This window comes from Desulfofundulus thermosubterraneus DSM 16057 (assembly GCF_900142025.1).
Taxonomy (GTDB): Bacteria; Bacillota; Desulfotomaculia; order Desulfotomaculales; family Desulfovirgulaceae; genus Desulfofundulus; species Desulfofundulus thermosubterraneus.
Map to the genome: position 1 here is coordinate 11463 of NZ_FQZM01000004.1, position 19907 is coordinate 31369.

Consider the following 19907-nt stretch of genomic DNA (forward strand, 5'->3'; position numbering starts at 1 on the left):
GAAAAAAACGGGCTTATCGCCCATATGCACTATGCTATTGTTAGTTATGTACGAAGCTGATGCTTTAAGGGTTACATCACAAGGAAATTACACACGGGACCACCGCTGGTACGCCAGCAGTAGCTTTTTTTCTCTAGTTTTTACTGGACTTTTGCTTGACCTTACTTGCGCAGTTCGGCGGGCACCTCCGGCTGGTACCACGTGAGCCAGCTGGCCGGGTAGATGCCCGTGGCGGCCACCAGCATGGCCACGGAAGCGACCAGCCCTAAAAACCAGTGCTTAAGCCGCATTCTTCACACCTCCTTTGCCGGGTATGAGTATAGAGTGCAGCCGGCCCAGGAAAACGTCCAGCCACTCCACGAAGCGGTAGCCGGCCGGAGTTACGGTAAAGGATTGAAAGGCTAGGCCCAGGGCGCTGGCGGTCACCAGGTCCCCCCGCAGGGGAAGGAACCAGGTAACCGCTATGTAGCAGAGGGGCACCATCAGAGAAATTGTTTTCAGCGCCCGGCGGTGGCCCTCCCGGGTGATTGGCTTGGCCGGAGTGTCTGCCGGCGCCCAGATTAAGGCAACAATAACAGCGAAAAGGACCGCGGCCAGAGCCATACCCTGGGCGAGAATGTCCGTTTCCGAGAGCCAGCGGGCCAGAAAGCCCAAGCACGTAAAGGTGACCAACGAACCTATGAGGCAGCGATAGTAGGCGGTGCAGTGGGCCCCCCCGGCGGCCAGGCGGAAAGCCACACTGGCCAGCACTACCGCGGCAACCTGGGGGAAGATGCCCAGCAGCAGGGGTATAGTTACAAAACAAACAAGCTTCACCACTGCGCCCAGGAGGAGTTCCAGGCCGTAGGCCATCACCGCCGCTCGCTCCTCCTGCTCCAGCTCTTTGCTCAACCAGGCGGCAATTTTCCGGGCCAGTTCGTGGATCATTGTTCCGCACCTGCCTTGGGTAGGGTTACCGTAAAGATGGTGGGCGGGGAGGAGACCCTTATCTTTCCGCCGTGCTGTTGCACTATCTCCCGTACAATGGCCAGCCCCAGGCCCCGGTTTTCCCCCTTGGTGGAGAATCCCGGTTCAAAGATCTTTTCCCTCAAGTCCTCCCTGATGCCGGGGCCGGAATTGCCTACCGAGAGGATGTAGCTTTGCTCGTCTTCTCTTATTTCCAGCCTGACGTAACGGTCTTTCGTCGCTAAAAACATTACCGCTTCCATGGCGTTGTCCAGCAGGTTGCCCAGTATGCGGTTGAGGTTGTGGGGGCGCACGGTCAGCTTGCTCAGGTCGGTTTCAATAACCAGGCCGAAGCTGATGTTCCTGTTGGCCGCCAGGGCCGCCTTTTGCTGGACCAGGGCGGCCACCTCGGGGGATTTCAGCTTCAGGGTCTGGGTGAGAATGCGGATGTCCCCCGTCACCTCGGCCAGGTACTCCCGGGCGCTTTCCAGCTTGCCCATCTGCAGCATGCCGTACACAGCCTGCAGGTGGCTGATGAAGTCGTGACGCTGGGCCCGGATGTTGCGGATCATTTCCTCCAGGTCCTGGATGTGCCTGGCCTGCTGGCGTATCAAATTATCCTGTTCTTCCACAACTAACGACTTTCTTAATAAAATAAACCCTAAAATAGTGTTTCCAAAAACTACTATATCAACCAATACTATCCAAGACAAAGGTATAGATGTTTTGAAGTAAACTAAGTATTGAGTAAAAACAGTAATAAGCAATGCCTGTCCCAAACTTAAAACTGCCATTAGATAGTTGGGAAATGATAGTGCACTCATCAGTTAATCATGCTCCCGGTCTTTTGTTAGTTTGGAACGGTAAATGCTTGGTGAGCGTAACGTAACCTTTTTTCTTATACACAAAAAGGCGATTAAAGCCAGCACAATTAGTTCAGGGATCGCTAATAAAATACGAAGGGTAAGCGATGACCAAATTTCGTTAATTGTTTTACCCATCAAAAAGATTACTATAGGCAATATGAGCATTTCTACTGTTGCCAGGATAGCTATACCGATCATGGCCACACTGATGGACACGGGTATAGATGTTTTAAAAAAAATAGAAACAAGCAGTGTAATTATAACTATCCCGATCAAGGTATGTACCCCGTAAGGTATGGGTAGCTCCCGGATGAAATAGGAAGCTAAGGAAGAGAGCACCGCTGCCGGAACAATCCGCTGCCATTTAAGTTCAACACCCATGAGGGTTAACCCCAGGGTCAGGATGAGGATGCTCTCGGGAACAGACTGAAAAATTAAAGCCAGTAGAGGCATTTTATCCATTGCTGTCTCTCCATTTAAGATTGTCGGTATAATGCTCACCACATGTTTCAGCCACCCGTCATGCAGTTTCCCCGTCCCGGGCAAAGTCTTCCATTAAAAGTAATTCTTTGGCATATATTTCTGCATAATCAAAAAATCTCCTTCTTTTCAACAGAAAAATTTTCTAATTTTCTACAGAAATTTTTTCTGTCTTCCATTTTTCGTGGAAATTAGGAAGTCCCTTGCCGGGGCCTTGTCCTAAAAGGAAGGGGAAATCATGGCGACCGGTATTGCTGTGCCCGCTGTCGGTAATGGGCGGCCAGTTTTTGAAACTTTTCCGTTTCCTGTGCTGAAAGCTGCCGGACCACCCGGGCCGGGGAACCCACGGCCAGGTGTCCGGGGGGGATTTCCTGTCCCTCCACCACCAGGGCGCCGGCTCCCACCACGGCCCCTTTGCCCACGCGGGCTCCGTTGAGGACGATAGCTCCCATGCCAATAAGTGAGCCGTCTTCAACGGTACACCCGTGGAGCACGGCCCCGTGACCCACCGTAACCTGGTTTCCGATTTTTAGGGGATAGCCGGGATCTTCATGCAACAGACACCCGTCCTGAATGTTTGTCTCCTCACCGATTGTCACCTCGTCCACATCCCCCCGGATCACCGTGTTAAACCAAACGCTGCTACCCCGGCCAATTTCCACCCGGCCAACGATCCTGGCCCCCGGGGCTATAAAAACATCTTCCGCCAGCTGCGGCTTATGGCCTTCGAACTCATAAATGCCCATGGCTCGTCCCTCCCTTTTTTATAAAAACTATACCTTGCCAGCCGGGGAAAGGCAACCAGTTTGAGATCCCGACTTTTGGGGCGGCCGGAAAGTACATGCGGCATTTCAGGAGCGAAAAAAGAAATCAAAAAAAAGTCTCTATTACTAGGGACTTTTAATGGGGAAAGGAGAGGCTTATATGGTTGTGAAAACATTCACTTTTAAGTATACATAGCACCCTTTTCCCTGTCAACAAAAATTAATGAAATTATCACCGGACTGTGATATTGCCACCCTGTAAGCGGACTGAGAAAATGTCGCTTATGAAAGCTCTAATCAACCAGCGAATTTTGATAGGTGAGATCTTCAAAAGCCTTCACATGCATTTTGCTTATCCTCTTGCCGAAGCGCACCATCAACATATTTGCCGGATGTTCCAAAATTTCCGGGTCATCCGTTCCCCGTCTTTTAAAACCTGCGCTTCCGAAAAGCCGGGTCAGCATGCGCTGGTAGCCAAAGGCGTCCAGCCCGCTTCCTTCCAGGTCCCAGTGCCAGTAAAATTCGGTGGTGATGACCACGTAATCCTCCAGCATCTCGTTTTTGAAGGCCTGTTGCAACAACTCTTTCGCTATTCCTAGCCTCTGCCAGCTCCGGCTGACTTCAATGGCGCCCAGTTCCAGCAGGCGGGGATGCCTGCTCCAGCGGGTATATTTGCTGGGTCTGTGAAATAGTACGTAGCCTATGATTTCCTGCCCGTAACGGGCAATATATACAAGTCCTTCCGGGTCGGCCGCGGCAATCATTAAAGCCTCTTTCTGCCGTGCTGGGCTGCGGAAATTGCGCAGTCTCTCGTTCATGGTAAGGCTGGCCAGGTACTCCTTGCTGACAGGTCCTTCAATGAATACCAAGCCCCGGGGTGTGGTTAATTGTTTTATTTCGGTTATTTTGGCACTCGCAGTTAACATGGTCACCCACCGATCTTTCTTTGTATTTTAACCTGGTTGGTAAGGTATTACTTGTTATAAAAATATTCTGATAAAACCCTTAAAAATCCTGCCGCCGGAAAAAACTTTTTCCGGCTTTTTTAAAATCTATTACGGCACCAGGACGGTTTGCCCCCGGTTCCACCAACAACTAACTGGTGATGATACCGTATTTTTGCGCCCGGTATAAGAGGGCCGAGCGGGTAATGCCCAGCAACTGGGCGGCGCGGGTTTGGTTGCCCCCGCTTTTCTGAAGGGCCTTGATGATCAGCTCCTTTTCCACCTGTTCCAGGGAGATGCCTTCATCGGGGAAGTGGATCACCAGTTCCTTTTCATTTGGGGGCGTGTGCAGCAGTTCCTTGGGCAGGTGTTCGGGCAGTATTTCATTGCCCTGGCAAATAATGGCCGCCCGCTCAATTACGTTCTGCAGTTCCCGGATGTTTCCCGGCCAGTGGTAACTGCACAAAAGTTCCATGGCCGCCGGGGAAATTTTATTCACCAGGTACTTGGGGCGAAATCTTTCCAGGAAATGGTTGGCTAAAAGGGGGATATCCTCCTTTCTTTCCCGCAATGGCGGCAGGTGGATCTGGAACACATTCAGGCGGTAGTAGAGATCCTCCCGGAAGATCCCTTTTTCTATGGCTTCGGTCAGGTTGCGGTTTGTAGCCGCAATAATCCGCACGTCCACATGGATTGTTTCCGTACCTCCCACCCGCTCGAAGGACATTTCCTGGAGCACCCGCAAGAGCTTGGCCTGCATGGAAAGGGACATTTCGGTGATTTCATCCAGGAAAATGGTGCCTCGGTCGGCCAGTTCAAAACGACCAAGTTTGCGGGCAGTGGCCCCGGTAAAAGCCCCCTTTTCATGGCCAAAAAGTTCGCTTTCCAGTAAATGTTCGGGCAGCGCTGCGCAGTTAATGGCAATAAAGGGCCCGTCCCGGCGGGGGCTGTTCTGGTGGATGGCTACCGCGGCCACCTCTTTGCCGGTACCGCTTTCCCCGGTAATTAAGACGGTAGCATCGCTCGCGGCCACCCGATCGATCAATTTAACCACTTCCTGAATGGCTGGGCTTTTTCCCACCAATTTACTGTACCTTTTGGTTAACTCGGAGCGCAGGAAGCTAACCTCGGTGGCCAGCTGGGTGATCACCAGGTTTTGTTTGATGACCATTTTCAATTCGTCCAGGTCGAAAGGCTTGGTGATGTAATCGGCCGCGCCTATTTTCATGGCCTCAATGGCCGTCTCGATGGTGCCATGGGCGGTGAGAATGACCACGGGGATTTTGGGCTGCATTTCCCTGGCCTTGCGGAGTACATCCATTCCGTCCATCTCGGGCATTTTTAAATCCAGAATGACCAGGGAAGGTTGTTCCTCGCGGATTAATTCCAGTCCTTTTGATGGGGAGGTGGTGGATAACACATGGTAGCCCTCCTGTTGCATGGCCCGTTCCAGTGCCCAGCAAAGATGCTGTTCATCATCAATGATTAGAATTGTTGGCACCATGGTTGGCTCGCCCTCCTGTCGGATCCATTATGGGTAGAGATACGGTAAAGGTGGCCCCTTTTTCACTGGATGTCACATCAATGTTTCCGCCATGGCTGGCGACAATCTGGTGGCTGATGGACAGCCCCAGTCCGGTTCCATCTTTCCGGGTGGTGTAAAAAGGATCGAAAATCCGCGAGATGTCCTCACTGGCAATTCCCGGGCCGGTATCGCTGAACTGGATGCACACGCGGTTGTTACCAGTATAGGTTTTGATGGTTAGCCTGCCTCCGTCGGGCATGGCCTGGACGGCGTTCAGGATTAAATTGACAAATACCTGTTTAATGCGTTCTCCGTCCACTTCTATAAGCGGGATGTCCGGATCCTTTTCTACAGTCAACTGTACTTGATGTTGCCTTAGCAGGGGAGTGGTAAAGGTAAGCACTTTATCCAGCAGGGCATTTACCGACGCGGGATGGACGAAATTTTTCGTCGGTCGGCCGAAGTCCAGCAATTCCTGGATGATTCTGTTCTGCCGGTCGATTTGTTCTTTTATGATATCGGTGTATTGCTTAATATCAGGTATGCCCTTGAAATCTTGTTCCATTACCTGGATGATGGTTTTAACAACGGAAATGGGGTTGCGTAATTCATGGGCGATGCCGGTGACCAGGCGACCGAGGGCGGCCAGGCGTTCGGACCGGTGCAGTTGCTCCTCCAGCTTTTCTTTTTCAGCGATGGAGCGGGCCATGCGGTTGATGGCCCGGGCAATTTGACCGGCTTCTCCGGGAAGGTCCGGCAGCAGGTGATTCAAATCCTTCTCCAGATGGCCCAACCCCTCCTTGATTAGGTTTACAGATCTTACTAGATTGTGGACCAGAAAAAGGACCCCTCCGGTACAGGCAAAGAAAACAAACAGGGTCACGTAGCGGGAGATAAGCCGGAAGTAGCGGCTCTGGGCAAAGATGGGATGCAGGCGTTCATCTACCCACGCTACCGCCACCAGCTTCCCGTCGATAATAACGGGTGTCAGGTATTCAAAAGTTTCATCATTTAAACTGGTGGTCAGGCGGGCCAGGGGGCGCTGGCTGGCCACTACAGCCATCAAACCCGAATCAGCCTCATTCAAAATGCGTCTTTCCCTTTCCCGGCTTTCCTGGGGTGAAAGCTGGCGGTACTCGTGGAGAAAACCCTGTACGAAAATTTGTTTACTACCGGGCAAATAAAGGCCAAACCTGACACCGGGGTAGTTGGGCACCAGGGGGGCGGTGACCTCAGCAAAGCTGGCCTGCAGGTAACTGGCCTGGCTTTCGGGATCCAGGTCAACAAACTTTTCTTCCGGCAGTCTTTTATGCAGCGTTTGTTCCAGACCGGGGACGACCTGCTTGTGCAATAGAGAGCCAAGGCGTTCCTCCAGGGAGGAAATCATGGCTTCTTCACTTTTGGTGGCAAAAATAAGGTCGTAAAGAAGCAATAAAACCGGAATCAGCAGTAGCACCACGGTGATGGCCATAATTTGAAAGCGCAAACTGCGCCAGCTGACCCTGATCATGCTCCACCTCTTTCCCCGTTAACCAAAGTGATGGATAACAAACACCTGCTGTCTGAAAACAGACAACGGTCTGCTTTTTGTGGCCACTTTAACATATCCCCTTTTGCTGGCTGGTTAGTTTGTAGAACTGTCTGTTTTTGAACACGACAGGTTACTTGCCTTGGGGGCAAGACCTGTATTGTTCCGGGTCTTCCAGGCTGGTACGTAAAATGCAAGGCCAATTTATAACTTTTTTCACAAGCCTTTGCGATTATTATAACATGCCCATGTCGTTTAAGAAACATCATCCGGGTAAATACCAGGGGTTTTCTATCGGCTAGTATGTGCATGGGGTTACAAGCACAAAGCCTTCGCGGGATTGGTCAAGTGAGGTGATCAAGGGGTCATGGTGGAGAGGGATATCTTGCAGCTTTTCAACCGGCGCAAGGAAGAGTTTTTAAAAAAGATCACCCAACAGGCCAGGGAGGGCGAGGGGGAAAAGGCCGGTGTAATGCGCGAGCTCAAAAAGTTCCTGGACTGGTTCGAGTACTGGCTGCAGAGCGAAGAAGGCGTGGATATAGAACAGGTTGCTCCCGTCCCCGGGGAAAAAACCTTCGACCAATTTATAGATGAAGTGCTGGCCGAGACCAAGCGGATTCTGGCGGAACAAAACATCGAAGTGACATACACCCTGCCCGGGCAAAACCTGGGGATCAGTGAGTCCTGGAAGTGTGTAAAGGTTTTTGGCAATAACGACATTTACTACCGCATTGGCCGGACCAGGCCGCGGAAAGGGCCTTACCAGGGCCGGGAGCTATTAGTGATCGATCTGGTTATGGATGGTTATAAAAAGCAGGTTTTCCTGCCCCTTTTGGAACTGAAGGAGGAAATTGAAAGACGCCTGGGGGCCGTACTGGAGAGGGAACTGCCCAAAGTGGAGGCAACCGGCAAATACCGGCTCAAAGTAATCCTGCCCTATGAAATTGTACGCAGGGGGGAAACCTGGCTGGCGGCACGCAAGTTTGCCGACTTCGTTGCCGTAACCAAGCCGTTGATTAACAGGTTGGGCATTCAATAACAGCGGTTGGGCCCCAGGAGGTTAAGGATAGGCATTATTCAAGGGGGGAGGTGCAAAAGGGTCAACAAAAATGGGGACGTGTAGTCCCGGTAAGCAGGCCGGGTGGTTTCCGGAATTAATTCAGGATATCCGTGATTTGAGGCCATACTAAGAATGAATCCTGGAGGGATAAGACATGCTTGATTGGTTGGCTGCCTTTACAGGGGGAGGATTGGCGGCCAAAGCGACCGCAGCCGTAACCACCACTGGGGCGGCGGTAAGCACGGCTGCCGGGACCCCGGGTATACCCTGGTGGGTGTGGCCGCTGCTCCTGTTTGTTACCACTTTCGCGCTGGGTATTGTGGCTGTGCTTGGGGGTGTGGGAGGCGGTGTTTTGTTTGTTCCCATCGTGGGCAGCTTTTTTCCCTTTAACCTGGACTTTGTCCGCGGGGCGGGGTTGCTGGTGGCCCTGGCCGGGGCTCTGGCGGCAGGACCGGGCCTTTTAAAACTTAACCTGGCCAATTTGCGCCTTGCCCTGCCGGTGGCCTTAATTGCATCCACATTCAGCATGGTGGGAGCGTTTATCGGCCTGGCCCTGCCCAACGACGTGGTGCAGACCGCTCTGGGTATTACCATCGTGCTCATTGCTTTTTTGTTCGTAGTTTCAAAAAACACGGAGTTTCCCCAGGTAGGGGGAAGCGATAAGCTGGCCCGGTTTTTAAAAATAGGTGGCACCTATTACGAACGTTCTTCCGGGAAAACCGTAGACTGGTCGGTGTGGCGAACGCCACAGGGTTTCCTTTTATTTATCGCTATTGGTATTATGGCCGGTATGTTCGGCCTGGGCGCCGGGTGGGCGAACGTTCCGGTGCTGAACCTGCTCATGGGTGCACCCCTTAAGGTAGCAGTGGGCACCAGCAAGTTCCTCCTCTCCATTACCGACACTTCGGCGGCCTGGGTTTACCTGAACCAGGGGGCGGTGTTGCCTGTTATCGCCGTACCTTCCATCGTGGGTATCATGTTAGGTTCCTTCGTTGGGGTGCGGCTACTGGCCACGGCGAAGCCTAAGGCCGTGAAATACCTGGTGATCGTTTTGCTCCTGGCTGCCGGCCTGCGTTCACTGCTCAAGGGCCTGGGGATCTGGAACTAGTTGGAGGGAACTTTTGGGAGGGGTAAAAAGATGGCCAAACCACAAGCGGAAATGTTGAAAAGCCCCGCGCCGCAAGAAGCACGAGCAAAAGCGTCAGTGGCACCGCAGGTGGAGGTGGCGCCGGAACAGCTGGTTTACGCCAACGTGCTTCTCTACGGCTCCTGGCTGGGAATTGCCCTATTGCTTTTGACCAATATTATTTATCTCACCGGGCTGGTGAAGCCGTACATTGAACCGGCTATGCTTCCCCAGTACTGGGGAATGAAGGCCAGCGAATTTGTCCGGGTGGCAAACATGCCCACCGGGTGGGGCTGGTTTAAGATGCTCGGCTATAGTGACTTCCTGAACTTTATTGGCATGGCACTCCTGGCCGCGCTAACCATCATCGGGTACCTGATTTTATTGCCGGCTTACCTGTCCAAGAAGGATGTACCGTACACTTTTATAGTTCTCGCCGAAGTAGTGGTGCTCGTTCTGGCGGCTTCGGGTGTTCTGGCTGTGGGCGGGCACTAAAGGCATACTGGTGGCGTAAATCCGCGGCGGCCCTGGTATCAATGTGGCTACGGTTTGGACTACGGGGGTCGCCTCTTTTAAAGGTCGTTTTGTGAACGATACCACAATACGGGTGGGCCTAGCGAATGAAATAATTCACAAAGCCGTACAGGCAAAGGGCGGTGGGTATAATCAGGGTAAGCACGGGCAAGAGAAGTTGCCAGTGTTTAACCCGGGCATCTTTTTCCGCCCGCGAAGCGCGGGAAATTTCAATTTCCGCGAAGGGTTGGCTTAAACTTTTTTCCCACCTTCCAAAAGGTGGCAGCCCCGGATGTTGTGCCAGTAGGGAACTCTGGAGCGGTTCGTAAAGGTAGATTATATTCCGCCGGTGGTAACCGGCGGGCAGCCCGGTGGGCCGCTTTTTATTCCGGTGTTTTCTGCCGTTAAGCGGCCATGGCATTGCCCTCGCCCCCTTTATTTTTAGGTACCATCGCAAAACCAAAGACGGCGCGGGCGGCGGTTGTCCCTTAAGGAGCACGGAGCGACGGGGGACGACCGCCGCCCAAAGGTTAGGCGACAGTAACTTTTATAGGTTTTCAAAGTTCTGCGATGCATTGCTGTGGGGTAAGGCCCCGTACCCGCGTACCTGACAGAGGGTGATTAAGGTGAAGCTGAGCATGTTGACCAGGGTCGGCCCAAACATAAGCGCAGTGGTATAAAAGGAGGACAGGCCGGCCGCCCGGCTGCCCAGCAGCACTGCGGCGGAACTAAAACCCCACCAGGCAAGAAAAATGCTCTCTTCCGGGTTTTTTAGTGTGTTTCGGCGGAGATGCCATGCTTGGAGGTAGCCGACCAGATAGCCGGTACAGAGGCTTATGAGAGTACCTCCCGCCGCGGAAAAAGTGAACAGGTCGGGAAGGAAGATAATCAAGGCGAAGGCACCAACCAGATACAGGGTAAAAGATGCGGTGGCCCGGGCCTGCCGGCGGGATAAGCCAGTCAGGTACATCAAAAGCGGTTCCAGCAGGGCACGGGTATTTAATCCGAATAGACCTGCACAAAGGCCGATGGACCCACCAACCAGGCTCACCCGGCCTGCCGTGATATGTTTGGGGAAGGCGAGTCCCGGTACCGCTAAGGTGTACCTCCAGAGCAAGCTGCCCGGGGGGAGCGGGTTTTCGTCCTCAAAGCCGAACCGGTAGTAGTGGCGATAACGGCCAGCAGCGATGAGGGCGGTGATGACCAGAACGGTGCTGTAGGTAAAAACGAGGATCGCCATGCCTTCCGGCAGAGTGCTGAGCCAGAGGAGGAGTTGCTTTCCGGTTAACATAAAGGGCAAGGATAGAATGGCCACGGTCATGCCCACCCGTTTATGAGCGTGCCGGGTGATTTCAGGGCAGTATATCAACTTTAATTTGCTGGCTGCATTGAGGAGAATGCCGCTAGCTACAGCTGCGGGTAGGGGCAGGCCGGTCATGATCAGCAGGGGGACGGTAAACGACTGGTAGGCCGGACCGCCGGCGCGATATAAAAATCCTCCGGCAAAGCCGGTCAGGAAGAAAACGGCCGGGCTCATTTTATTCCTCCCCAAATATGCGGAGTGATCAAAATGTGTGCTTGTGATAACTAGCACATAACCTGTTACTGGTATAATATCATAAACCTTTTTGTCTTGCAATAGGTTGACAGGCTCAATTGTGATATAGAGCACAAAAATATTGGTGTTCCCACACGCTGCGGAAAATGTGGGGATAACCGGTTTCATTGAATTTTTACTTTTTCGGCATAAATGAAGGAATTAGACACCCGACAAAGAATCATTACCTTAATGTAGTGAATTGTGCAAACAAGAATGACCCGTTTTGTTCGAAAGGAGGGTTTTTATATAATGCTAGCGCCGTTGCCGCCTTGCAGCGCCAATTGTCCGGTTAACACCGATGTGCCGGGTTACTTGGCTGCCATAGCCCGGGGGGATTATCAAAGGGCTGCCAGGCTGATCCGGGCCAACAATACCTTTGCCTCGGTATGCGGGTGGGTTTGTCCCCATCCCTGCGAAGACCATTGCCGGCGGGGACAGGTGGATGCCCCGTTATCGGTACGGGCGTTGAAGAGGTTTGCCCTGGAAAAGGCCGGGAAAGAAAGCATTTTTCCCGAGAATCCGGCTGTGCACTCCCTTCCTTACCGGGTGGCCATAGTGGGGGCCGGTCCGGCGGGACTGACCGCAGCCTGGGACCTGGCCAGGGCCGGGTATACCGTGACGGTATTTGAACGCCAGCCCGAGGCCGGGGGACATTTATATGCTTCCCTGCCCACCTATCGCCTGCCCCGCCGGGTGGTAAGGGAGGATGTGGGCCGCATCGCCGCTGCCGGCGTAGAGATACGTACCGGGGTGGAGATTGGCAAAGATGTTTCATTAAATGACCTGCAAAAGGAATACGATGCGGTAATCCTGGCCGTGGGCCTTTCCAAAAGCCGGGGCTTAAACCTGCCGGGGTTTGATCACCCCGATGTCCTGCTGGCCCTGCCCTTCCTGCAAGGGGCCAACCTGGGCCGCCCGGTGAACATTAAAAAAAGGGTGATTGTCATTGGTGGCGGCGATGTGGCCATGGACGTGGCCCGGACCGCCTTGCGCCTGGGTGCCCGGGAGGTGCGGGTAGTTTGTCTGGAGACCAGCGACATTATGCCCGCCCACCCGTGGGAGGTGCGGGAGGCCCAGGAGGAAGGGGTAGAGCTGTGCGCCGGATGGGGACCCCTCCGGGCGGTGGTGGAGGATGGGCTTATTCAGGGTTTGCAAGTTAAAGGGGTGTTGTCGGTCTTTGACGACCGGGGTTGCTTTAACCCCACCTTTGATGAAAGCAGGCTCTCATTTGTTCCCGGCGAAATGATCATTCAGGCCATCGGGCAGTGTGCCGATCTTTCGTGCCTGGCGGGCAGCCCGGTAGCGGTAAACGAACGGGGTCAGCTGGTGGTGAACCGGGATACTCTGGAAACCAGCGTGCCCGGGGTCTTTGCCTGCGGGGAGGTGGCCTGTGGTCCCGGTCCGGCCATTGCCGCCGTGGCCAGCGGCCACCGGGTTGCCACTGCCGTGCGGGCCTATCTGGAAGGAACACCCCTCCCGGCTGGTGATGTAGCAACCATCGGTGAGTTGCCGGAACGGGTACGCACCCGCTTGCCGTCCTTTGCCAGGCAGGAAGTACCCGTACTTCCTGCTGACCAGCGCCAGCATTCCTTTGTGGTGCAGGAATTGGAGTTTCCTCCGGTGCGGGCCCTGCGGGAGGCGGAGCGCTGCCTGCGCTGTGGTTTGGGGGCGGAAGTGCTTAAGGAACGTTGCGCCGCCTGCCTTACCTGCCAGCGGGTTTGTCCCTACGGGGTGCCGGTGGTGGAAGGAAGAGCGGACATACCGGTGGAGGGTTGCCAGGGGTGTGGTATCTGTGCGGCGGCCTGTCCGGCGAAGGCTATTGTTATTAAGGGGTTGCCGGAGCAAGAAATGCATGCCTTTTTGGAAGGGGAAAAGGGGCGGGTCGGCGGAGCAACTCCCGCGACCGATCCACCGTTGGCCGTCTTTGTTTGCCAGCGGGCTTATTTCCAGGGACTGGCCCCGGAAGCTATCTCTTCCGCTCCAGGGTTGGGGCAGGTCCGTCTGGTTTCTCTGCCCACGGCTGGCGCACTGGACCCGCTGTGGTTACTTAAAGCGCTGGAAGCGGGGGCTTTAGGCGTGGCAGTGATCACCTGTGGTGAAAACAATTGCCGCCATGCCGGTGGGGCTGCCCGGGTCAAGGAGCAATTAAAGCGTTTCCAAAAGTTGCTTGGAGAATTGGGATACGAACCGTCCCGTTTACAATGGCACTGTCTGGGTGAAGGTGGGGATCCCCTGGCCTGGCTCAGTGAATTTGCCCGGGGCCTTGTACAGGCAAATAAATCCTGAATTCGCTGCCGATCCCCTCCTGACTGTTTACCTCAATCCTCCCGCCGTGGCTTTCAATAATGCGGTAGGATATGGTCAACCCCAGGCCGGTTCCGGCATCCTTGGTGGTAAAAAAGGGTGTGCTCAGCCGGGATAATATCTCCCCGGACATACCGTGGCCCGTGTCTCGTACTCCCAGCAGGATTTCATCGGATCCGGCCGGCCAGCGGGAGATGAGGGTCAGTCTTCTTACCGGCTGATCTTCCATGGCCTGCAGGGCGTTGTGAATTAAGTTCAGCAGTACCTGTTTGAGCTGGTCCGGTTGGGCCTTGATGGAGGGTAATTCCGGGGCCAGATCCGGAACCAGCTCCACCTGGGTCAAAAGACACTGGCTCTCCACCAGGGGTAACAGTTCATTGATCAGCCGGTTCAGGTCCACGTTTTCCCCGCGGGTGGAATGGGGGCGGGCCAACACGAGAAAATCACTGATGATTTCATTGGTCCGGTCGACTTCCTGGATAATTACATCCAGGTATTCTTTATTTTTTGCATCCTCCAAGCGTTCGCTCAGGAGTTGCGCAAATCCCTTGATGGAAGTAAGGGGATTGCGCAGTTCATGGGCCATGCCGGCAGCCATCTGGCCAACTACCGCCAGCTTTTCCTGGTTATGCTGCAGTTCCTGCTGGCGGTGCAGTTCTGTAATATCATTGAAGACGGTGACTGCGCCGCTGACCCGTCCGTACCTGTCCCGCAGGACATCGGAACGGACCAGCAGGCAGAAATCCTTATCATTGACTTTATAGTGGACCTCCAGGGGACCCACTGCTTCACCTTTTTCCAGAGCCCGAACGGTAACCAGTTCTTTTCTATCCAAATTAGGAAAGAGCTCCCAGACGAATTTACCTGTTATGCTGGATGCTGACTGTCCCGTAACCCGTTCAGTCTCATGGTTGGTGATGAGTATCCTTCCGGTAGAGTCAACAACAACCACTCCCCCTACCATTTGCTGCAAAATTGTATCAAAGGTTTGCTTTAATAGATCATATTCTACTTGGGTATTGATGTTCTGGAAGTAAATAACGGTACCCTCCCGGTTATTTCCCCGCATGATAGGTTTCGTTTCCATGGTCAGGTGGATCTCTTCGCCGTTTTTGCCGGTAATCTCAATTTTCCGGCACAGCAGGAAGGTTTCAGGATCCTCACCCGGGGGACAGCTGGTTGTCTTTCCTTCCTGGAGCCATTGTAGCAATTCCGTTAATTTTTTTCCCACCACTTCTTCCCGGGTGTATCCCACCAGCTGTTCCCATGCTCCGTTGATGTAGCTTATGTTTAGTTCAGTGTCCACGATCATGATAGCCATGGGGAAGGTGTCAAGTATACTGTTAAGAGTGTATTGTTCTGCTTTGGAATAGGGTCGGGATTGGTGTGACAAGCGGCGTTTGTATATACCGAGGGGCAGGAGCATCGCTATAAAAAGCAATAGAGTATGGCCCAGTACCGTACTGGTAACAAGTGCCTTGTTGGCAGTATACTGCATGGAAACAATTTTATATAGGAGGGAGATCAAAGAGTAGGTTAAATAAAATAAACCAGCTAAAAGGGCTGCTTTCAGGGCCGGGAGCCAGTTCTGCGCAAACAACCTGCATTCACCCTTTGCTCACAGCTTTCAAAGGACTAATTTATTCAACGTTTAGTATCATTTTCCTGCCCCTGGTGTCAAACTTTTCCTGAAAAACATCGAAGGTTTTATTTTTTTCTCCGCTCATGGTATAAAAGATTATGGCCATTCTAATTAACCAGCGGAGGTGGGATGTTGAAGTTGAACAGGACGCGGAAACAGATCTTGCGTGCTCTGATGGCAAAACCAAGCACTTTCTGGGAACTCATCAAGGAACAGGACGGGCACCTGGCTCATTTTACGCAGGTAATGGAAGAAATGCTTGCCCTGGGTTTGGCCCGTTGTGAAGGCAGTTATATTTATCTCACCGGTAAAGGGAAAAAGGAGGCCCGGGACCAGGGCCTGTCCCCTTTACAACCGCTGACCTGCCCCACTTGTGGCGGGAAAACCGTTACTTTGCAAGGCATTTTTCCCCGGGTGCTTAAAGAGTTTGAGGAAATTGCCCGGCAAAGGCCGCCGGCCATTGTCGAATTTGATCAGGGGTATGTGGACACAATGAGTACAGTAGCCCGGGTGGCCATCATGTACCAGCGGGGTGACCTGGAAAACCAGGATATCCTGCTTATAGGGGATGACGATTTGACCAGCATTGCCATAGCCCTTACCGGTATGGCCAGGCACATCACTGTTTTAGAGGTGGATGACCGGCTGGTAGAGTTTATTGATCTCCAGGCCCGTAAAAAGGGCTGGACCAATCTTTCCGTATACAGGTATGATGTGCGCCATCCTCTCCCCCGGGAGTTTCAGGGCCGGTATGATACTTTTTTGATTGATCCGGTAGAAACGCTGCCGGGTATCCGCCTGTTTTTGTCCCGCTGCGCCATGTCTTTACGGGGAAAGGGTAGTGCCGGCTATTTCGGTTTGACCCACCTGGAGGCTTCCCGGGACAAATGGTATTTCATTCAGAAGCTGATCCTGGACATGAATTTTGTGATTACAGACATAATCCATAATTTCCAGGAATACGAACTGGAAAGGGAAGGTTTTGTGAGCAAAAACTATCCACTTGTCCAAAGAGCTTTCGGCCCGTTGCCTGTACCGGACACCAACTGGTATACATCTAACTTTTTCCGCCTGGAAGCAGTAGCTAAGCCGCGGGTTCCGGAACAAGAAAATATCCCCGCCGGGCGCGAGTTATATTTCGACGACGAAGCTTACGCTACTCTACCCTAGTGCTCTACTTGCATGCGCGGTTGGTTTGTGTTAGAATACATCCTGGTGCGAATTACACACGCCGCCAGACTTCTACAGGGGTGCCCCGCGAGGGGTTTTGTGGAAGGATGAAGGTGGCGGAGGAGTCAAAACCAGCAGGGGAGGAGGTGTTAGGGTGGCCATTATTTCCATGAAGCAGCTCCTGGAGGCTGGGGTGCACTTCGGGCACCAGACCCGGCGGTGGAATCCCAAAATGGCTCCGTACATTTTTACGGACCGGAACGGTATTTATATTATTGACTTGCAAAAAACCGTTCGCAAGATAGAAGAGGCCTACAACTTCGTGCGTAACCTGGCTGCCGAGGGTGGAACCATTCTCTTTGTGGGCACTAAAAAGCAGGCGCAGGAGTCGGTGAAGGAAGAAGCCGAACGGTGCGGGATGTTTTACGTGAACCAGCGCTGGTTGGGCGGTATGCTGACCAACTTCCAGACCATTCGCCGGCGTATCGAGCGCCTGCATGAACTGGAGCGCATGGAAGCCGACGGGACTCTGGCCGTGTTGCCGAAGAAGGAAGTGGCTGAACTCATGCATGAAAAGGAAAGGCTACAAAAGTTTCTCGGCGGTATTAAGCATATGCGCAAATTGCCCGATGCCCTTTTTGTCATTGATCCCCGCAAGGAGCGCATTGCGGTGGCCGAGGCCCGGAAGCTCAAGATACCTATTGTGGCCATTGTGGATACCAACTGCGATCCCGACGAGATCGACTACGTGATTCCCGGCAACGACGATGCCATCAGGGCGGTGCGCCTGCTTACCAGTAAAATTGCCGATGCTGTTCTGGAAGGACGGCAAGGTGAACAAGTTGCGGTAGCGGCGCAATAAAGGGTGGAGTTTTGGTGGGGGCCCCGCAGGAAATAATTGCTTACGGGGAACCCCTGCTTTTTTCTATGGTCTTTTGTTTGGTATGCTTACATAATGGACATAATACCATGAAGGAAAAACCTGGTATAAGGGAGGAGATTAACCAATGGCTGAAATAACTGCGGCCATGGTCAAAGAATTGCGTGAACGTACCGGGGCCGGCATGATGGACTGCAAAAAGGCCCTTATGGAAACTAACGGGGACATGGAAAAGGCCGTGGACTTTTTACGGGAAAAAGGTCTGGCTGCCGCAGCCAAGAAAGCCGGCCGGATTGCTGCCGAGGGTGTGGTGGATGCCTACATCCACGGCGGGGGGCGCATTGGTGTTTTGGTGGAGGTAAACTGTGAAACCGACTTTGTGGCCAAGACCGATGAATTCCGCCTGTTCGTGCGGGATATCGCCATGCAGGTGGCTGCGGCCCGGCCGGAGTACGTGCGGCGCGAAGATGTCCCGGAACATGTGATTGCCCGGGAAAAGGAAGTTCTGGCGGCCCAGGCAGCTAATGAAGGAAAACCCGAGAAAGTGATCGAAAAAATCGTGCAGGGGCGACTGGATAAATTCTTTAAAGAGGTTTGTCTCCTTGAGCAGCCATTTATTAAAAATCCCGATATTACCGTCCAGGAGCTTTTAAACGAGAAAATTGCCAAAATAGGGGAAAACATTGTCATTCGCCGTTTTACCCGTTATGAACTTGGTGAGGGCCTGGCCAAACGGCAGGACGATTTTGCGGAGCAGGTTGCGGCTATGACCAAGGTTTAAGGTCTAAAATTCCCGCCCCTGGAAAGAGGATTTTACCTGGCACTGTAGAAATAAAACTGGGGAAAGTGGAGGTTCGACCAGTGGCTCAAGCACCCAGGTACAAGCGTGTGGTTTTGAAACTGAGCGGAGAGGCCCTGGCCGGCAACCAGGGTTACGGCATAGACCCCGATGTGGTCAAATCCATTGCCAGTCAGATTGATGAACTTGTCCGGATGGGTGTGCAGGTGGCTGTTGTGGTCGGCGGTGGGAACATCTGGCGCGGTGTGGCCGGCAGCGCCAAGGGGATGGACCGGGCTACCGCCGATTACATGGGTATGCTGGCCACGGTAATCAATTCACTGGCTTTGCAGGATGCCCTGGAGAAGCAGGGAGTGAATACCCGCGTCCAGACGGCCATCGAGATGCGGGAGGTAGCCGAACCCTACATTCGCCGGCGGGCCATAAGGCACCTGGAAAAGGGGCGGGTGGTCATCTTTGCGGCAGGAACCGGGAACCCCTATTTTTCCACGGATACTACCGCTGCTTTAAGGGCGGCTGAAATAGAAGCGGACGTTATTTTGATGGCCAAAAGGGTCAATGGCGTTTATGATTCCGATCCCTTGAAGAACCCCAATGCCCGGCGCTACGAGCGGCTCACATATATTGAGCTCCTCAACAAAGGGCTGGCCGTAATGGATGCCACAGCCACTTCATTATGTATGGATAACCGCATCCCCCTGGTGGTGTTTAACCTGAACCAGGAGGGAAATATTAAGCGGGCGGTGCTGGGAGAAAACGTTGGTACCTATGTCGGGGGTGAATATGTTGGTTAACGCCAAAATTGCCGAGGCTGAAAGCCATATGAAGAAAACCGTGGAACTGGTCAAAAAGGAATTTGCGTCCTTGAGAGCCGGCCGTGCCACTCCTGCCCTTCTGGATAAGGTGCTGGTTTCCTATTATGGTACCCCTACCCCGATCAACCAGCTGGCCACCATTTCTGTGCCGGAACCACGTCTTCTGGTGATTCAGCCCTGGGATAAGACCATTTTACCGGAAATTGAACGGGCTATTTTGAAGTCCGACCTGGGGATTACACCCACCAGTGACGGTACAGTCATTCGCCTGGCCATTCCCCAGCTAACCCAGGAACGCCGGGCCGAACTGGTGAAGGTAGTCAAGAAGAAAGCGGAAGAGGGTCGGGTGGCCATTCGCAATATTCGCCGTGAACTTAACGATAAAGTCAAGCAGCAACAAAAAAACGGTGAGATTTCCGAAGACGAATTGCGCCGTACCCAGGACGAGATTCAAAAACTTACGGATAAGTATATTAAGGAAATCGATCAACTGGTAAGCACCAAGGAACAGGAGATTATGCAGGTCTAACGGTCATGGTCAAGGGGGAGCAAATACCGGATGTGCTGGCTCTGGAGGTAGAAGAAGCGCTTTCTTTATGCGACTTGCTGGGCTGGCAGGTTCAGGTGCAGACAACAGCTCCTCCCCGGGGGAATCCCCAGGGGCCACAGCGTGTTGTTCGCTTTACCGTCATCGCCCCCAAGAAAGGTGTGTTGACGGTGGCGCGGGAAGAAACGGGAAAGGAGGTGTAATCCTTGGCCTATCGCATTACCGAGGAATGTCTGGCCTGCGGGACCTGTCTTGAGTCCTGCCCGAACGAAGCCATTATTGAGGGCGAGACTTACAGAATTGACCCCGACAAATGTGAGAATTGCGGCACTTGTATTGAGGCCTGTCCTACCGGAGCCATTATCGAAGAGTAATGGATGAAACCCCCTCTTCCGGAGG

Annotated in this window: 22 protein-coding genes; 11 read left to right on the forward strand and 11 right to left on the reverse strand. The window is 53.3% G+C overall.

Annotation, left to right across the window (positions count from 1 at the left end; translation table 11 throughout):
* Window positions 1-161: 161 nt before the first annotated feature.
* From BUA65_RS01350 to BUA65_RS01385, 8 genes are all read right to left on the reverse strand, one after another.
* Window positions 162-290, reverse strand: a complete 129-nt coding sequence (locus tag BUA65_RS01350) for a cyclic lactone autoinducer peptide (RefSeq protein WP_084061949.1) — start codon at window positions 288-290, stop codon at window positions 162-164.
* On the reverse strand, window positions 280-927 hold the full coding sequence (locus BUA65_RS01355) for an accessory gene regulator ArgB-like protein (RefSeq protein ID WP_072866976.1): 648 nt from the start codon (window positions 925-927) through the stop codon (window positions 280-282). Before BUA65_RS01355 ends, BUA65_RS01350 begins: the two co-directional genes overlap by 11 nt.
* Window positions 924-1577: a sensor histidine kinase gene (locus BUA65_RS01360; protein ID WP_165613169.1), complete on the reverse strand. Its 654-nt coding sequence runs from the start codon at window positions 1575-1577 to the stop codon at window positions 924-926. Before BUA65_RS01360 ends, BUA65_RS01355 begins: the two co-directional genes overlap by 4 nt.
* A gap of 195 nt (window positions 1578-1772) precedes the next feature.
* Window positions 1773-2315, reverse strand: a complete 543-nt coding sequence (locus BUA65_RS01365) for a hypothetical protein (RefSeq protein ID WP_131821448.1) — start codon at window positions 2313-2315, stop codon at window positions 1773-1775.
* A 212-nt stretch (window positions 2316-2527) separates the two neighbouring features.
* A complete protein-coding gene (locus tag BUA65_RS01370; protein WP_072866978.1) occupies window positions 2528-3037 on the reverse strand; it encodes a gamma carbonic anhydrase family protein in 510 nt (169 codons plus the stop codon).
* 311 nt (window positions 3038-3348) lie between these two features.
* Window positions 3349-3981 (reverse strand): GNAT family N-acetyltransferase, encoded by a 633-nt coding sequence (locus BUA65_RS01375; protein WP_072866979.1) that lies wholly within the window; start codon window positions 3979-3981, stop codon window positions 3349-3351.
* Between the two features lie 169 nt (window positions 3982-4150).
* Window positions 4151-5503: a sigma-54-dependent transcriptional regulator gene (locus BUA65_RS01380; RefSeq protein WP_072866980.1), complete on the reverse strand. Its 1353-nt coding sequence runs from the start codon at window positions 5501-5503 to the stop codon at window positions 4151-4153.
* Complete coding sequence (locus BUA65_RS01385) at window positions 5478-7034, reverse strand: ATP-binding protein (RefSeq protein ID WP_072866981.1); 1557 nt, start codon at window positions 7032-7034, stop codon at window positions 5478-5480. The genes BUA65_RS01380 and BUA65_RS01385 overlap by 26 nt, the downstream gene beginning before the upstream one ends.
* 385 nt (window positions 7035-7419) lie before the next feature.
* Between BUA65_RS01385 and BUA65_RS01390 the strand changes: the two genes are divergently transcribed.
* The 3 genes from BUA65_RS01390 to BUA65_RS01400 all read left to right on the forward strand — a co-directional run bounded on the left by BUA65_RS01390 (window position 7420) and on the right by BUA65_RS01400 (window position 9733).
* Entirely contained in the window at window positions 7420-8091 is a 672-nt protein-coding gene (locus tag BUA65_RS01390; RefSeq protein WP_072866982.1) for a hypothetical protein, read from the forward strand.
* Window positions 8092-8266: 175 nt separating this feature from the next.
* A complete protein-coding gene (locus BUA65_RS01395) occupies window positions 8267-9220 on the forward strand; it encodes a sulfite exporter TauE/SafE family protein (RefSeq protein WP_072866983.1) in 954 nt (317 codons plus the stop codon).
* A gap of 30 nt (window positions 9221-9250) precedes the next feature.
* Entirely contained in the window at window positions 9251-9733 is a 483-nt protein-coding gene (locus BUA65_RS01400) for a DUF1634 domain-containing protein (RefSeq protein WP_084061957.1), read from the forward strand.
* A 118-nt stretch (window positions 9734-9851) separates the two neighbouring features.
* On the opposite strand, the gene BUA65_RS01405 is transcribed toward BUA65_RS01400, so the two are convergent.
* A complete protein-coding gene (locus BUA65_RS01405) occupies window positions 9852-10172 on the reverse strand; it encodes a hypothetical protein (RefSeq protein ID WP_072866984.1) in 321 nt (106 codons plus the stop codon).
* Window positions 10173-10298: 126 nt separating this feature from the next.
* Window positions 10299-11288 carry a sulfite exporter TauE/SafE family protein gene (locus tag BUA65_RS01410; protein WP_072866985.1) on the reverse strand — a complete coding sequence of 330 codons (990 nt, stop codon included), beginning with the start codon at window positions 11286-11288 and terminating at the stop codon, window positions 10299-10301.
* Between the two features lie 312 nt (window positions 11289-11600).
* On the opposite strand from BUA65_RS01410, the gene BUA65_RS01415 reads away from it, so the two are divergent.
* The gene (locus BUA65_RS01415; RefSeq protein WP_072866986.1) at window positions 11601-13637 is read left to right on the forward strand and encodes an FAD-dependent oxidoreductase; all 2037 of its coding nucleotides are present in this window, start codon (window positions 11601-11603) and stop codon (window positions 13635-13637) included.
* Here BUA65_RS01415 and BUA65_RS01420 read toward each other — a convergent pair.
* Window positions 13594-15255: a PAS domain S-box protein gene (locus BUA65_RS01420; RefSeq protein WP_072866987.1), complete on the reverse strand. Its 1662-nt coding sequence runs from the start codon at window positions 15253-15255 to the stop codon at window positions 13594-13596. The two genes, BUA65_RS01415 and BUA65_RS01420, sit on opposite strands and share 44 nt — an antisense overlap.
* A gap of 180 nt (window positions 15256-15435) precedes the next feature.
* On the opposite strand from BUA65_RS01420, the gene BUA65_RS01425 reads away from it, so the two are divergent.
* From BUA65_RS01425 to fdxA, 7 genes are all read left to right on the forward strand, one after another.
* Entirely contained in the window at window positions 15436-16467 is a 1032-nt protein-coding gene (locus BUA65_RS01425; protein WP_165613170.1) for a bis-aminopropyl spermidine synthase family protein, read from the forward strand.
* 154 nt (window positions 16468-16621) lie between these two features.
* Entirely contained in the window at window positions 16622-17329 is a 708-nt protein-coding gene (gene rpsB / locus BUA65_RS01430; RefSeq protein WP_072866989.1) for a 30S ribosomal protein S2, read from the forward strand.
* A gap of 145 nt (window positions 17330-17474) precedes the next feature.
* Window positions 17475-18128 carry a translation elongation factor Ts gene (gene tsf / locus BUA65_RS01435; RefSeq protein ID WP_072866990.1) on the forward strand — a complete coding sequence of 218 codons (654 nt, stop codon included), beginning with the start codon at window positions 17475-17477 and terminating at the stop codon, window positions 18126-18128.
* A gap of 80 nt (window positions 18129-18208) precedes the next feature.
* Window positions 18209-18940 carry a UMP kinase gene (pyrH, locus tag BUA65_RS01440; protein ID WP_072866991.1) on the forward strand — a complete coding sequence of 244 codons (732 nt, stop codon included), beginning with the start codon at window positions 18209-18211 and terminating at the stop codon, window positions 18938-18940.
* A complete protein-coding gene (frr, locus tag BUA65_RS01445; protein ID WP_207543837.1) occupies window positions 18930-19490 on the forward strand; it encodes a ribosome recycling factor in 561 nt (186 codons plus the stop codon). Before pyrH ends, frr begins: the two co-directional genes overlap by 11 nt.
* A gap of 5 nt (window positions 19491-19495) precedes the next feature.
* A complete protein-coding gene (locus BUA65_RS01450; RefSeq protein ID WP_114281441.1) occupies window positions 19496-19711 on the forward strand; it encodes a hypothetical protein in 216 nt (71 codons plus the stop codon).
* A 3-nt stretch (window positions 19712-19714) separates the two neighbouring features.
* The gene (gene fdxA / locus BUA65_RS01455; protein ID WP_072866993.1) at window positions 19715-19882 is read left to right on the forward strand and encodes a 4Fe-4S ferredoxin; all 168 of its coding nucleotides are present in this window, start codon (window positions 19715-19717) and stop codon (window positions 19880-19882) included.
* The last annotated feature ends 25 nt before the right edge of the window (window positions 19883-19907 follow it).

Excerpts from the sequence above, each read along its gene's own strand:
- BUA65_RS01350 (WP_084061949.1), bottom strand. The coding sequence starts at position 290 with ATGCGGCTTAAGCACTGGTTTTTAGGGCTGGTCGCTTCCGTGGCCATG.
- BUA65_RS01355 (WP_072866976.1), bottom strand. The coding sequence starts at position 927 with ATGATCCACGAACTGGCCCGGAAAATTGCCGCCTGGTTGAGCAAAGAG.
- BUA65_RS01370 (WP_072866978.1), bottom strand. The coding sequence starts at position 3,037 with ATGGGCATTTATGAGTTCGAAGGCCATAAGCCGCAGCTGGCGGAAGAT.
- BUA65_RS01375 (WP_072866979.1), bottom strand. The coding sequence starts at position 3,981 with ATGTTAACTGCGAGTGCCAAAATAACCGAAATAAAACAATTAACCACA.
- BUA65_RS01380 (WP_072866980.1), bottom strand. The coding sequence starts at position 5,503 with ATGGTGCCAACAATTCTAATCATTGATGATGAACAGCATCTTTGCTGG.
- BUA65_RS01385 (WP_072866981.1), bottom strand. The coding sequence starts at position 7,034 with ATGATCAGGGTCAGCTGGCGCAGTTTGCGCTTTCAAATTATGGCCATC.
- BUA65_RS01390 (WP_072866982.1), top strand. The coding sequence starts at position 7,420 with ATGGTGGAGAGGGATATCTTGCAGCTTTTCAACCGGCGCAAGGAAGAG.
- BUA65_RS01395 (WP_072866983.1), top strand. The coding sequence starts at position 8,267 with ATGCTTGATTGGTTGGCTGCCTTTACAGGGGGAGGATTGGCGGCCAAA.
- BUA65_RS01400 (WP_084061957.1), top strand. The coding sequence starts at position 9,251 with ATGGCCAAACCACAAGCGGAAATGTTGAAAAGCCCCGCGCCGCAAGAA.
- BUA65_RS01405 (WP_072866984.1), bottom strand. The coding sequence starts at position 10,172 with ATGCCATGGCCGCTTAACGGCAGAAAACACCGGAATAAAAAGCGGCCC.
- BUA65_RS01410 (WP_072866985.1), bottom strand. The coding sequence starts at position 11,288 with ATGAGCCCGGCCGTTTTCTTCCTGACCGGCTTTGCCGGAGGATTTTTA.
- BUA65_RS01415 (WP_072866986.1), top strand. The coding sequence starts at position 11,601 with ATGCTAGCGCCGTTGCCGCCTTGCAGCGCCAATTGTCCGGTTAACACC.
- tsf (WP_072866990.1), top strand. The coding sequence starts at position 17,475 with ATGGCTGAAATAACTGCGGCCATGGTCAAAGAATTGCGTGAACGTACC.
- frr (WP_207543837.1), top strand. The coding sequence starts at position 18,930 with ATGTTGGTTAACGCCAAAATTGCCGAGGCTGAAAGCCATATGAAGAAA.
- BUA65_RS01450 (WP_114281441.1), top strand. The coding sequence starts at position 19,496 with ATGGTCAAGGGGGAGCAAATACCGGATGTGCTGGCTCTGGAGGTAGAA.